Genomic DNA, 13,637 nt, shown 5'->3' on the forward strand with positions numbered 1-13,637 from the left:
GGCGGACGTCTCAGCCGAGGCCGAGGTGCGCGGCGATCGCGGCGCGGTGGCTCCGCGCCGCGAAAAGTTGCGCGGTCACCTCGGCGACGCGGGTTTCGGCGAGCGCGCGCGCATGCGGCGAGGCGAGGAACGCGGCCCAGTCTTGCGGATCGAGCACCATCAGCGCCGGATCGTCCAGCGGGGGCAGGCCGCGCCGGGCATGCGGCGTCGCGAGCACCGGCACACGGTGGAACAGCGCCTCGACCAGCTTCACATTGACCCCAGAGCCCGAAAAGATCGGGCAGGCCATGATGTGCGTGTCGCGCCAGATCGTATCGAGGCTCTCGACGTAGCCGTGCGCGTGCAGCATGGGATGGCGTCCGGCGTACCGCTCAGAGCCGGGCCCGTAGAGATGCACTTCGACGCCTTCGAGCCGGGGCAGCAGGACGTTGACGAGCCAGCCCGCCCCTTCGAGGTTGGGCCACCAGTCCATGTTCGCCAGCATCGCGAGGCGCAACGGGCCGTCGAGCGCCGGGCGGGGCCCCTGCCAGGGCGATCCGTCGAAAGCGCCGGGCACGGCGATTACCGGCACGCCGGGCGCATGCTCGCGATACCAGCACGCATCGTCGTGCGAGATGCATACGATGAGCGCCATCCGCCGCGCGCCCGCCGCTTCCGCGGCCTGCGTTGCCGCGACGTCGCGCGCGAGCAGGCGCTTGAGCGGCGCGGGAAGCGCCGTTGCCGCGATCTGGCCCCGGATGATCTCGGTCTCGACATTGTGCGAGACGAGCACGTAGCGCGCCGCGCCCGCCTCATCCTTGTCTTCGATGAGCGGGAGAAGATCGGCGCTGTTGATCACGACGATATCGGGCCGCAAGCGGCGTAGCGTGGCGCGGTAGACGCGCCGCGCGCGGCGGTCGAGGAAGTAGCGCGACTTGCTCGGCGTGCCGCTTAGCAGCGCCGCGAGCATGGCGCGCGCCCGCCGCAATGCCGGCGGCAGGCGTCGCCAGGGCAGGGGCAGCGCCAACGTCTCCACCTGCGCGCCCTCGAGCGTCGCGAACAGCCTCCGGATCGAGCCGGTGTAGGTGACGGCGCCGCCATGGCCGGCAAGATGCGGTTCGGCCGCGACGAATAGGATCTTCATACCTGCGCTCTATCGGGGCTTCGGGCGGATGCTGCGCGGCGCGCGCGATTGTGCATGGCTTTCATGCGCGTCTTTCGCCATTCGCGCAATTCGCGCAGATCGGGACATGCCCGCCGACGCTTGTCGGCGGTCGCTTGGCGCAGGGGGGATCGCGCATGGCACACGGACGCAGACAATGGTGACTGGCCCGATCTTCGGCGCCGGTCCGACGCCCGCGCACCAGCCCCGCGCGCGCCGCCTGCTGATCGCGGCGATCGCGCTCAAGATCGCCTTCGTGTTCGTCTTTGCCTGGCACACGCAGCTGGTGATGGACGAGTTCTGGCAGCTCGGACAATCCAAGTTCCTGTTCGGCGAGACCTTCGACACGATCTGGCCGGCCAAGGCGGTCGGCTATGCGCTGTTCTACGAGATCGCGCATCAGCTCGGGTGGAATTCGGTCTCGACGGTGCTGATCGGGCGGCTCCAGACCGCGATCCTGGGCTGCGGCACGATCGCGATGCTCTATGCCTGCGCCCGCGCGCTCGGGCAGGACAGGGTGCGCGCGCTGCTCGTGCTGCTGATCCTGCTCGGCTTCTCGAACTTCGAGGAGCGCATCTTCCGCACGCGGGCCGAGCCCTTGTCGCTGTTCTTCGCGACCGCGGCGCTGCTGATCGTGCTGCGCGCGGGCGCGGACCGGCCCTTGCGGCTCGTGGCCGCCGGCATCGCCAGCGGGCTGGCGTTCGTGGCGACGCAGAAGGGCGTCTATTTCAACCTCGCGCTGGGGCTCGGTCTCGTCGTCGATGCGCTGGCCGCACGCCGCCTCGGTCTCACGGCGATGCGCGGCGCGCTGCTGGTTGCAGGCTGGGCGCTGGTGCTCGCGGGCTATGGCCTGCTGTTCGGCGGCCGCGATCCGCTGCCGATCCTCCACAACCTGATCTTCGGCCCGGCCAGCGTCGCGATCGCGGGCGGCGATCCCTACACGGGCCTTCGCGAATACGTGCTGCAGACGCTGCTGCGCAACTGGGTGCTCTATCTGCTGTGCCTTGCCGGGATGGTGCTTGCCGCGCGCCGGTTCCTGACGATCACGCCGCCCCAGCGCATCGCGCTCGTCTTCGCGGCGGTCATCACCGGGCTCGTCTTCGCGCACAACCAGCCCTGGCCCTATGTCTTCATCATGGCGATCCCGTTCCTCGCCCTGTGGGCCCCCGCCGCGCTCGACGCGCCCGCACCGGGCTCGCGCTCGCGCCGCTGGATCTGGTTCGCGCTGGTCGCCGCGATTGCCGTCAGCTTCATCGCCAACATCGCCTATTTACGCTTCGGCAATCGCGGTCAGCTCGATCTCGTCGCGCGCGCCGAGGCTATGCTGGCCCCCGATGAGCGCTATTTCGACGGAACGGGCATGCTGCCCGCTCGGCACGAATCCTCGGTGCTCTGGCTCGATCGCGGCTTCCTGATGCGCACGCTGGCCGAGGGCCGTCGCTCCGACGTCTACCGCGGGCTCGACGCGGCGCCGCCCAAGTTGATCATCGCCTCGTACCGCATCGACGCGCTTCGCGACCTGATCGGCGACCTCACCGCGCGGCGCTATGTCCGGGTCTCGCCCAATATCCTGCTGCTGGGCACGCATCTCGAGCGCGGGCGCACGACGCGCTTCGAGGTCGTGGCGCCGGGCATCTACGGGCTCTACGCCAAAGACGGGCAGCCGCTCGCGGGGCAAGTCTCGGTTGACGGCAAGGTCGTGACCGCGCCGGTGACGCTCGCCAAGGGCGCGAAGACGATCGGACTGGTCGCGGGCGGCGAAGCGGCGTTGCTGGTCCCGGTCGGCGACTATCGCGGTCTCTTTTCCGACCGGCCCGACGATGCGGACCTGTTCACCGGCGTTTACGACTGATCCGGACTTTCGCGCGGGCTGTCTGCGGGATGGCGTCGGAACCGTTTGTTAACCAGAACAACCCTAGGTGGACTGCGTAGCAAGCGGGTCCGCATCGCAACGCGATCCCCCCGCGACTTGCGGAGGAACGAGACGTTGTCGGGGATCGCGGTTCGCCAGACTGAAATCGGACTCGCGGGCGACGTCGCCGCGATCGAAGCGCAGCAGCCCGATCCCACGACGCCGCTGGTCTCGGCGATCATTCCCTGCCTCAACGAGGAAATGTCGCTCGGCATCTGCATCGCCAAGGCGCTAAACGCCTTCAAGGCGGAGGGCATTCACGGCGAAGTCGTGGTCGGCGACAACGGTTCGACCGACCGCTCGATCGAGATCGCGCGCTCGATGGGGGCGCGGGTCGTGCACCAGCCGGTGCGCGGCTACGGCGCGGCGATCCAGGCGGCCGCGAACGCGGCGCGCGGCAAGTATCTGGTCATGGCCGATGCCGACGATTCCTACGACTGGTCCGAGATCGGCCGCTTCGTCGACGCGCTCGAAGCCGGGGCGGATCTGGTGATGGGCAATCGCTTCGCCGGGGGGATCGAGCCCGGGGCGATGCCGCCGCTGCACCGCTATTTGGGCAATCCCGTACTCTCGACCGTGGGGCGCGTGCTCCACCGCTCGTCGATCGGCGACTTCCATTGCGGCATGCGCGGCTTCACCCGCGAGGCCTTCGAACGGATCGGCGCGCGCTCGCCGGGCATGGAATTCGCCTCCGAAATGGTGATCAACGCGCATCGGGCGGGGCTCAGGATCGGCGAAGTGCCGACCCGGCTCTATCCCGACAAGCGCGGCCGCCCGCCGCACTTGCGCTCGTTCCGCGATGGCTGGCGGCACCTGCGGCTGCTGATCGCACACGCGCCCGACATGCTCTACCTCGCGCCGGGCCTTGCCCTGCTGGCGCTCGGCATCGTCGGTCTCGCGGCGTTGGCGGGCGGGCCGATCACGATTGGCGGGCAGTATTTCGGCATCCACTTCGTCGCGCTTTCGACCACCGCGACGCTGATCGGTCTGACCGCGATCCTGCTGGGAGCGCTCGCGAAAGTGGCGATCGCGATCTATCATCCGGTCGAGACGAGCCGTTTCGTGGCCTGGCTGTCGGTGGGAAGGCCGCTCGAGTGGCTGCTCGCGACCGGGACCGCTTGCGCCGTCACCGGTTTCACAGCCGACGCCTACCTCGCGTTCCGCTGGGCCCTCGTCGGCGGCGGGATGGAGCAATCGATTCACCTCGTTTTCGTGACGACCACCCTGTGCGTCGGCGGAGTGACGATGGTACTGTCCAGCTTCGTGCTGAAGCTGCTGCTGGACAGCCTGAGAAACCCCAATGGCCGATGAAGGTGCGACGGACGAATTGACGAGGGCGGGCGAGCCGCGAGTCACCGTCGTCGTCGTGGCGCGCAACGAGGCGCAGCGGATCGGGGCCTGCATGGCTTCGCTCTCCGTGCAGGACTTCGGCGCGTTCGAGACGATCCTGGTCGATGACGGTTCGACCGACGCCACCGTCGCTCTCGCCAGGCAGGCGCTGCCTTCGCTGCGCGTGATTTCCAGCCCCACGCGCTCGATCAGCCGCAACCGCGACATCGGCTGGCGGGCGGGCAGGGGCGAGTTCGTCGCCTTTCTCGACGCGGACTGCATTGCGCCGCCTCACTGGCTCACCAGCCTGGTGCGCGCGGCCGAACGGACGGGGGCCGCCGCGACCGGAGGCGGCAACGTGCCGCCGGCGGAAACCTCGCCGCACTATGCGGCGCTGGCGCTGATGCTCGATACCTTTGTCGGCTCGCGCGGTTCGGTGCAGGGCAAGGTGCCGCGCGAGGGCGCCTTCGTCGCGCATCTGCCGGGGCTCAACGTGTTGATCCGCCGCGACGCGCTCGAGATCGTCGGCGGCTTCGATCCGCGTTTCGCGCGCATGGGCGAGGACGTCGATCTTTCGATCCGGCTGCGCAACCTCGGCTTCGTGCTGCGGGTCGAGCCGGAGGCCACCGTGATCCATCGCCAGCGCGCCGACCTGCGCGCGTGGACGCGCAACATGCGCGCTTACGGACGGGGCCGGACCTGGCTGCTGCGCCGCCATCCCAACGCGATGTCGCCGCTGTTCCTGCTGCCGCCGCTGACATTGCTAGCCTTGCCGGTCTATGTGCCGGCGATCGCCGCCTACGCAGGTTGGGTCGCGCTGCGTGGCGGCAGGCCCGGACTGTGGCCGCGTGTCGCCGCGCTGTTCGGCGCGACCCACCTCGCCTACGGGCTCGGCCAGATCGAGGGGCTGTTCGTGCGCGGTGACAATCGCGAGGCGATGCGACGCCCACGGCGGCTCGTGGTTCTCGCTGCGCCCGGGCCGGCGGCGGACCGCGCGGCGATCGAGCCGCGACTGTGCGAGGCGGCGCGATCCGCGTGCGGCGTGGAGAGCGGGCGATGCGACGTCTATCTCGGCACTCTCGGCAAGGCGGGGCTCGATCTGCGCCCCGTGCCCGAAGGCGCGCGGGCGCGGGCCATGCTGATCGACGCGATGTTCGGATCATCGGCGGCGCGGCCGCGCCGGGTCGGCGGAGCGATGCTGCGCATGACGGCGCTGTTCGTCTCGGCCATGCTGCGTTGCCGCTGCCTTGTCCTGCCAAGCCCCCCCGCCGCGCGTGACCCGCATCGCGCGCTGGTCTCGCATCGCGCCGACTGAGCGGGCGGGGCCGCGCGGTCAGGCCCCGCTACCGATTTCCGCCCGTGTCGCCGGCGCGCGTCAGCGCGATGCCCTGCCGCTCGAACCATGCGAGATAGGCTGCCACCGAGGCGTGGGTGGTGAGATCGTAAAACGCGCCCGCATCCCGGTCGACCGTCCACAACAGGCGCATGGCGCCGTCGAGGTGGCCTGCCTCGGCCGGGACGGTGAGCCTGGCCATGGCGCGTCGCACGTCGAAACGGGCGAAATAGGCCGCGATCTCGGCGCTTTCGCTCACGCCCCGGCGCGCGGCCCAGTTGAGCAGGTCGCGTTGCGCGTCGAGCGGCCAGCGGACCCGCGCGCGCGCGGTTGCGCAGCGGTCGCGCGCGGCGTGGATCAGTTCGGGCAGGTCGGGAAGATCGAGCCATTCGACTGCCTCGGCCGTGCAGCCGGAACAGGCGCAGGCATCGGATTCGAGAGCGGCCGGCGGGCGCCCCGCGCGGCTTTCCTCGGCTTTCTCGTCGGGCGCCCTGGCCGGGCCGATCCCGGCATCGGCCAGGGCGTCGGCCAGCTTCGCGGCGATCGCGGTCGTCGAGAATTCGGCGCGAAACCGCGTTCGTACCGCGCGCGCGGCTTCGCGGCGGGCCTGTTCGTCGAGCAGGATCGCGGCCGCCGCGCGCGCGGCGTTGACCGGGTTCGAGCCGGCGGGACCCGTGCCGCGATCGGGCGATGCGGTGCCCGGCATTCTTGCCTCGACGCGCGCAGCACCGGCGAGCGCGGGCAGGCCGAAGCCCATGCTCTCGATCAGCGACGAGGACTGTGTCTCGTAAGTTCGCATCGACCAGAACAGGTCGCACTCTCGAAAGACGGTGGCGAGGGCCTCGGTCGAGAGGCGGGGATGGAAAAAGATCCGTTCGGCATGGCCCAGTTCTCCGGCGAGCCCGAGAAGCCGGCCGAGATAGTCGGAATGCTCGGGCGGATGGCGGCCGATGATATTGAGGGCGAGCGGCACGCGGGCCTTGTCGACAAGCCGAGAGAAGGCGCGGATCAGCGCCTCGTAGTTCTTGCTCGGCTCGACCGTCCCGACCGCGAGCACGTTCATCGCGCCGCGATCGAGCGAGATCCGCGCGCCCGGGTCCGGCGCCGCCGCGCTCAGCGCGTCGAACTGGTGGAAGCATGGCACCGTCGCGATCTCGCGCGCGTCGATGCCGATCTCGACCAGATCGCGGACCTGTTCGGGCGCGGCGCACAGGAACAGCGCGACATCGATTTCGGCAAGAATGCGCAAGGTCCTGCGCGCGTGCCCGGCCGCGCGCGACGCCTTGAGGCTGAACATCCCCAGCCTGTCCGGCGGAACCACGCCATGATAGCGCACGAGCTTGATGCAGTTGAGCCTGCGGAACGCGGAAAGCGCGGCGGGCGAGGTCCTGCGGTCGAAGTGGAGCACGGCGAGATCGTCGCTTCGGCTGAGCAGCAGCGGCGCGTCGGCATGGTGCCAGGTCCGGCTTTTCTCCGGACCATCCGAGCCGTCGGTGAAGACGTGGCCCTCGCAGTCCAAACTCTCGAAATGCGCGAGCATGCCCGCGCCGTCACGTCCCGCCCGGGAATGGTCGAGACCCGCGCCGAGGAACAGGCCCAGGCGGCGCGGGCGCTGCCAGCGTTCGGGCGCGCGCGGCCTCTTTGCCTCAGGCATGGGCCAGTCCCAGTGCGCCCAGCAGCGATTCGCGGAATTGCCCTAGCGAGTTGCGCCGGGCGAGAATCGCATGGAGCGCGCGCTGGCGGCGAAGCACCTCGTCGCGCTGCGAGATCGCGAACTCGAGCTTGGCGACGAAGTCCTCGATGTCGAGCGGGGCGCAAAGCAGCAGTTTGTCGCTGTCCTTGCCGCAGATCTCGACGATCGTGGGCAGGCGCGTCGCCACCACCGGCGCGCCGTATTCCATCGCTTCGAGCACTTGCGGCGGGAAATTCCCTTCGAGCGTCGAGGTCAGGATCAGCGCGCGGGCTCGCTCGTAAAGATAGCGCATCGCGCTCTCGTCGATCCGCGAGAGGAAGGTGATATGACTCAGCACGCCCAGTTCGACCGCGAATTCGTGGACGCCCGGAACCGAATGCAGACTGCCGGTGAGCACGAGCGTCAGGTCGGGGCGGTGCGCGCGCATGCGCTCGAAGACCTGAAGCAGGAAGCGGAACTGCTTGTTCGGGCGATTGGCGGTCGGATAGAACAGGAACGGGCGGCCGCCCAGGCTCTCGCGCAACATCTCGCGCCCCATCGGAGTGACGTCGCCGACGCGCTGCTTGCCCATCAGCGGCAGCGGCGCGACCACGACCTTGTCGTCCTCTTGGCGCGATAGGAAGCCGGCGTCGGGCAGATACCCGCGCGTGAACTGCGAGTTGGTCAGGATCGCGCGCGATCGCTTCGCGATCGCCTGGCCGATCCGCAGGTTCTCGCGATCCTTGTCCGCGCTCACGTCGAAGACCTGGTCGGGCATCAGGTGGGGGAAGTAGTCGGGCAGGTAGATGATCGTCTCGCACGTCGCGAGCAGCGCTTCGGGGAAGAGGTAGTAGTGCGGCACGATCAGCCGGTCGGTGGCGCGCAAGTCGGCGTTGATCGCCTCGACCAGCGCCAGGCGCGCCAGCATCATGTCCGCTTCCTGGGGCGCATCTTCGGTCTCGAGCGCGAGGATCGAGAGCCGCCCGGCGGCGATCGCATCGGCGAAGAAGTCCTGAACGACGGGCTGCGAAGCGCGCGTCGCGGTCACACAGACATGCGCGTCGCCCTCGTCGCACAAGGCGCGCACCATCAGATCCACGACGCGGGGAATGCCCTCGAAGGCATAGGCGCGTCCGTTGACGTAGCCGAACAGCCCGTCGACGTGGAGCAGGATGAACACACGCGGCGTCCGCGCGTCGAGGCTTTCCAGAAGCCGGGCGGTGTCCGCTCCGGCGGCGGCGGCCGCTTGCCGCGATGGTGCGCGCGCCGTCGTCTCACAGGCGGGTTCGGCCGGGCCCTCGGGTGACAGCAGGCGAGAGAATGCCTCGCGGAACCTGGGAACGACATGCGCGCGGTCGTAGCGCCGCCGCACGGGCTCCTGCGCCGCGAGCACGTCATCGACGAAGGCGCGGTCGCCGTCGAGCAGGCGGCGCATCTTCAGTTCGGCTTCGAGCCGGTCGGCGCATTGTCCCGGAGCTTGGTCGTCGAAGAACCGCGCGAGCAGCGAGCCGGGGCGGAACAGCACCGGGCCGCCGATTTCCATGAACTCGATCGGCGGCAGGTAGCAGACCCGATCGCGGTAGTTGTAGAAATAGCCCTTCGCCGTGGCGAGGCGGTCGAGAAAGGTGTGGCGGCTCAGCGCGCCGACGATCCGTCCGTCGGCCGGAATGCTGCGCTGCGGACCGTAAATGCGGAAGACGCGGTGCGGAAATTCGGCCGCGAAGGCCGAATAGGCATGCGCGTAGTACGGATTTTCGATGTTCGGAATGCTGGTGGCGATTTCCTCGCGCAGATGCGCCGAGCGACCCCACTGGCGCGAATGGGCGAAAACCTCGTCGGGGATCTGATAGGGCACGATCTCGGTGCAGCGGTCGCGAAACCACTGCTGCTCGTTCTCGATCGATTCGGCGGCGAAGGGCACGATCGCGAAGTCATCACGCTCGACGATCTTCGGCCAGAGCCCCATCTGGCACAGCACTTCGGACAGGACGAAGTGCTGCCCGTACGTCCGGTAGATGATCCGTCCTTCGTAGCTGTCGAGCATCGATTTGAGCCAGTGCTCGCTGATCGTCACGACCACCGCGTCGAAGAAGGCATTGACGATCTCGGTTATGCGCGGCGTGAACGCGGCATAGAAGAAGTTGAACGCCATGAGTTCGGCGAAGATCTCGCGCGGCAGCGTGGTCGGCTGGTTGAGATCGGGTTCGCGGTGGATCGACTGGTCGAAGACGTCGGAAAGATAGGGCGGATTGAAGACCTCGTAGCCCATGGCCCGCAGCAGCGGCAGTTCGGTCGTGTTGAGGACCTTGTGCGAGCCGAGCCAGAAGATGCGCTGCGCGGTCATCTCACAGGCTCGCGGCGGTCTCGACGAGCCGGGCGAACGAATCGTCCGGCTTGGTTCGCTCGCGCAGGGCCTGGAAACGAGCTTCCTTCTCGCCTTCGGGCCCCATCCGGGCGAGCGCGGCGAGAATGCGCTGGTGGGCGCCGGTGGCGACGAGCGGATCGTCGCTGCCCAGAAGGAGCGCGCGGGAATAGTGCTCCCTCGCCTCGGCCTCGGCGCCGCGAACCGTCGCGAGGTGGCCGAACGAGAGATGGAGGTCGGGATCGTCGGGAGTCAGCGCGAGCGCCGAACGATAGGCGCGTTCGGCGGCGTCGAGCTGTCCGGTCTCCTTGCGCATGTGCCCGAGCTGAATCCAGTAGGCCGGTTGCGTCGGGTCGAGCCAGAGCCCCAGGCGATAGAAGCGCGCCGCCGCCGCGTGATCGCGCCGTTCGTCGCGGGCCCGGTCCCCGCGCGCGAAGGCCAGCCGCGCCAGCCGTACCGCGAACGGGCCGGGCTCGCTCACGTCGTTTCCCGGCAATGGACGCCGCGCCAGTAGTCGAGCAGTTCCTCGATCGTCTGCTCGATCGGGATCGTCGGACTCCAGCCGCAGAACTTGCGGAGTTTTTCGGCGCTGCCGCGAATCTCGGCGATCTCGCCAGAACGCAGCGCGGCGGGATCGATCTGGGTGCGAAAGCGGCACGTCGACCGATCGCGGAACATCGTGATGAGATCCATGATCCGCCACGACCGGCCCGACGCGATGTTGAAGGTGTTGTCCGCTCCGGCCTCGCCGCCCCGGGCCAGACGGTGCGCGGCCCCGATGAGCCGGAGATAGGCGGCGCAGACGTCTTCGACGTTGAGGAAATCGCGCGAGGCGCCGACGTTGCCCATCTGAAGCACCGCGGCGCTGTCGCCCTGCTCGATCCGCGCGACCTGGCTGGCGATCCTGGGCAGCACGAAATCGGTCTGCTGGCCGGCGCCGGTGTGATTGAACGGGCGCGCGACGATGAGCTGGCCGCTCGGCGGAACGATCTTGCGCAAGTCCGTCTCGGCGGCGGCCTTGGCCTCGCCGTAGGGGCCCTCGGGGAGCGTGGCCGAAGTTTCGTCGGCGACGCTCGAGCGGAACGTGTCTCCATAGACTTCGGCGGAGGAGACGAACAGGAAGGTCGCCTCGCGGGCGTGCCGGGCGACGGCTTCGGCGAGCGAAAGGGTGCAGGCGTGGTTGATCGCCCAGGTCGCCTCGGCCTCGGCGTGGCCGCGCTCGACCGAGGATTGCGCGGCGAGATGCAGGACGAGGTCCGGGCGGCAATCCGCGACCACGCGATCGAGCGCGGGGCCATCGCGCAAGTCGCAGTCGAACACGCGCCAGCGCTCGTTCGCGAGGGCCGGCGTCGCGTCGCCGTCGGCCGCGTCCTTGGCGATCGCGAACAGTTGCGCGTCCGGCAGCGCGGGCTCCAGCAGCCGGGCGAGACGGCCCCCGGCAAAGCCGGTGCCGCCGGTCAGCAGGACCCGCGCGAAGCCCGTCACCGCGCGCGCCCCTCCGGCCCCTTCCCGGAGCGCCGTGTGATGGACGAGGAGGCGGTCATGCTTTTTCTAGCTGGGGTGCTTCGAGCCGGGCGATGTCCGCTTCGACCATTTCGGCGATCATCTCCTCGAGCGTGATCAGCGGCGCCCAGTCGAGCATCTTGCGCGCCTTGCTCGAATCGCCGAGCAGCACGTCGACTTCGGCGGGACGATAGAGCGCCGGGTCGATCACGAGATGTCGGTCCATGTCGAGGCCGACGTGCTCGAAGGCGATGCGGCACATCTCGCGCACCGTCGTCGTGCGGCCGGTCGCGATCACGTAGTCGTCGGCCTCGGTCTGTTGCAGCATGAGCCACATCGCGCGGACGTAGTCGCGGGCATGGCCCCAGTCGCGCCGCGCGTCGATGTTGCCCAGGCTGAGCTTTTCAGCCAGCCCGCACTTGATCGCCGCGACGGCGCTGGTGACCTTGCGGGTGACGAACTCGGTGCCGCGCAGCGGGCTCTCGTGATTGAACAGGATTCCCGAAGAGGCGTGGAGGCCGAAACTCTCGCGGTAGTTCACCGTGATCCAGTGGCCGTAGAGCTTCGCCACGGCATAGGGGCTGCGCGGATAGAACGGGGTCTTCTCCGACTGGCAGGGCTCCTGGATCAGCCCGTACATCTCGGAGGACGAGGCCTGGTAGAAGCGTGCGGCCGGCCGGATCGTGCGCAGCGCCTCCAGCGCGTTGACCACGCCGATGGCGGTGGCGTTGGCGGTGAGGATCGGCTGGCGCCACGATGAGGTCACGAACGACTGCGCGGCGAGATTGTAGAATTCGTCGGGCTGCACCGTCTCGACCGCGCGCATCAGGCTGGACAAGTCGGCGAGGTCGCCGTCGATCACTTGAACCCGGTCCTCGATCCCGATCCAGCGCAGCCGGTGATCGTCGATGCCGCGATGCGAGGATCGCCGCACCAGTCCGAAGACTTCGTAGCCCTTGCCGAGCAGGAAATGGGCGAGATAGGCGCCGTCCTGCCCGGTGAGGCCGGTGATCAGCGCGCGCTTTGCCACGATGTCGCCTCCGGTTCCGGCCGGCCGGGCCGCCTGATCGCGTGAGCGGGGGCGGAGGGGACGGTCATATGATTTCGATCTCGGGGAACGGGAAAATGAACTTGCCGCCGCGTTCGAGGTACTCGCGCTCGCGGGCGAGAATGCCGTCGCGGAAATGCCACGGCAGGACCAGGAAGTAGTCGGGATCGCGCGCCCGGGCCTCGGCCTCGGAGATGATCGGGATCTGCGTTCCGGGCGTGACCCGGCCGAACTTGTCCGGGTTCACTTCGGCGATCGCCGGAATGTCATCGGGGGTGAAGCCGCAGAACTGGAGGACGACATTGCCCTTGGTCGAGGCGCCGTAGCCCAGTACCGTACGGCCGCTGGCGACCAGCGAGCGCACGAGGTCGGTGAGATTGCGCCGGTGCTGGTGAGCCCGCTCGGCGAACTCGCGATAGCAGCGCGGCTGATCGAGCCCCATGCGGTTCTCCTGCTCGAGCAGCCAGTTCACGACCGGCTCGTTGGCACCCAGGCTGCGGTTGTCGGCATGGGTCGCGGTGACCGCGAAGCTGCCGCCGTTGACGCTGTTCATGCTGACGTCGAGGATCTTGAGGCCCGCGGCGTCAAGGATCGTGCGCACGACGCCCAGCGAGTAATATTCGAGATGCTCGTGGCAGATGGTGTCGTAGGAATTGAGTCGCAGCATCGAGGGCATGTAGCTTTGCTCGAAGTGCCAGACGCCGTCGTCGGCGAGGATTCCGGCGATCTCCCGGGCGAAGGCGATCGGATCGTCGAGGTCGTAGAACATCGCGATCGAGGTGACGATCCTGGCTCGCTTGCCGGTGACGGCGCGAAAGACGTCCGCCGAGAAGAAATCCGCGACGAGGCGCACATCGGCCGGATAGTAGGCGCTGAATTTCTCTCCCGTCGGATCGATGCCGATCCGCTCGAGCCCGGACGTCCTGTAAGCCTTCAGCGTCGTGCAGTCGTTCGATCCGATGTCGACCACTACATCGCCCGGCCCCGGCGACACCAGGCGTTCGAGGCACTGCACCTTGCGCGACAAGTGATCGACCATCGACTGGTTGAGGCCCGAGCGATAGCCGTAGTTTTCGCCGTACATCTCATCGGGATCGTACGAATGGCGCAATTGCAGCAGTCCGCTCGAGGGGGACCAGGCGAGTTCGAGCGGGCCCTTGGTCACGGTCTCGCCCGGCCGGGGAAAGACGCCGGTCAGAACCTGTTCGCCCAGATCGAGAATCGGGACGAGATCGCTCTTGCCGCCGACGCGGCAATGTGTCGTCTCCTTGTATCGTGACATCGGAGTTGGCAGCACGTCCGCGCGCTGGGCTTCATGATCAATCCGCATGATCTTG

At 68.5% G+C, this 13,637-nt stretch carries 10 protein-coding genes; 3 read left to right on the top strand and 7 right to left on the bottom strand.

Annotated features, from left to right (window positions below; genetic code table 11):
- Positions 1 to 10: 10 nt before the first annotated feature.
- A complete protein-coding gene (locus tag B2G71_RS01085; RefSeq protein WP_098103918.1) occupies positions 11 to 1,123 on the bottom strand; it encodes a glycosyltransferase in 1,113 nt (370 codons plus the stop codon).
- Between the two features lie 175 nt (positions 1,124 to 1,298).
- Between B2G71_RS01085 and B2G71_RS01090 the strand changes: the two genes are divergently transcribed.
- From B2G71_RS01090 to B2G71_RS01100, 3 genes are all read left to right on the top strand, one after another.
- On the top strand, positions 1,299 to 2,993 hold the full coding sequence (locus B2G71_RS01090; RefSeq protein WP_098103919.1) for a hypothetical protein: 1,695 nt from the start codon (positions 1,299 to 1,301) through the stop codon (positions 2,991 to 2,993).
- Positions 2,994 to 3,128: 135 nt separating this feature from the next.
- Positions 3,129 to 4,364, top strand: a complete 1,236-nt coding sequence (locus tag B2G71_RS01095; RefSeq protein WP_206049236.1) for a glycosyltransferase family 2 protein — start codon at positions 3,129 to 3,131, stop codon at positions 4,362 to 4,364.
- Positions 4,354 to 5,697, top strand: coding sequence for a glycosyltransferase (locus tag B2G71_RS01100; protein WP_098103920.1), 1,344 nt, complete (start codon positions 4,354 to 4,356; stop codon positions 5,695 to 5,697). Before B2G71_RS01095 ends, B2G71_RS01100 begins: the two co-directional genes overlap by 11 nt.
- 28 nt (positions 5,698 to 5,725) lie before the next feature.
- Here B2G71_RS01100 and B2G71_RS01105 read toward each other — a convergent pair whose 3' ends face one another.
- From B2G71_RS01105 to B2G71_RS01130, 6 genes are all read right to left on the bottom strand, one after another.
- Positions 5,726 to 7,369 carry a glycosyltransferase gene (locus B2G71_RS01105; RefSeq protein WP_098103921.1) on the bottom strand — a complete coding sequence of 548 codons (1,644 nt, stop codon included), beginning with the start codon at positions 7,367 to 7,369 and terminating at the stop codon, positions 5,726 to 5,728.
- Positions 7,362 to 9,731: a glycosyltransferase gene (locus B2G71_RS01110; protein WP_098103922.1), complete on the bottom strand. Its 2,370-nt coding sequence runs from the start codon at positions 9,729 to 9,731 to the stop codon at positions 7,362 to 7,364. The genes B2G71_RS01105 and B2G71_RS01110 overlap by 8 nt, the downstream gene beginning before the upstream one ends.
- A 1-nt stretch (position 9,732) precedes the next feature.
- Entirely contained in the window at positions 9,733 to 10,230 is a 498-nt protein-coding gene (locus B2G71_RS01115; protein ID WP_098103923.1) for a tetratricopeptide repeat protein, read from the bottom strand.
- Positions 10,227 to 11,234: a GDP-mannose 4,6-dehydratase gene (locus B2G71_RS01120; RefSeq protein ID WP_098103924.1), complete on the bottom strand. Its 1,008-nt coding sequence runs from the start codon at positions 11,232 to 11,234 to the stop codon at positions 10,227 to 10,229. Before B2G71_RS01120 ends, B2G71_RS01115 begins: the two co-directional genes overlap by 4 nt.
- 55 nt (positions 11,235 to 11,289) lie before the next feature.
- Positions 11,290 to 12,282: a GDP-mannose 4,6-dehydratase gene (gene gmd, locus B2G71_RS01125; RefSeq protein ID WP_098103925.1), complete on the bottom strand. Its 993-nt coding sequence runs from the start codon at positions 12,280 to 12,282 to the stop codon at positions 11,290 to 11,292.
- Between the two features lie 64 nt (positions 12,283 to 12,346).
- Positions 12,347 to 13,630 carry a class I SAM-dependent methyltransferase gene (locus B2G71_RS01130; RefSeq protein WP_206049238.1) on the bottom strand — a complete coding sequence of 428 codons (1,284 nt, stop codon included), beginning with the start codon at positions 13,628 to 13,630 and terminating at the stop codon, positions 12,347 to 12,349.
- Positions 13,631 to 13,637 lie beyond the last annotated feature (7 nt).

This window comes from Novosphingobium sp. PC22D, from assembly GCF_002556635.1.
Taxonomy (GTDB): domain Bacteria; phylum Pseudomonadota; class Alphaproteobacteria; order Sphingomonadales; family Sphingomonadaceae; genus Novosphingobium.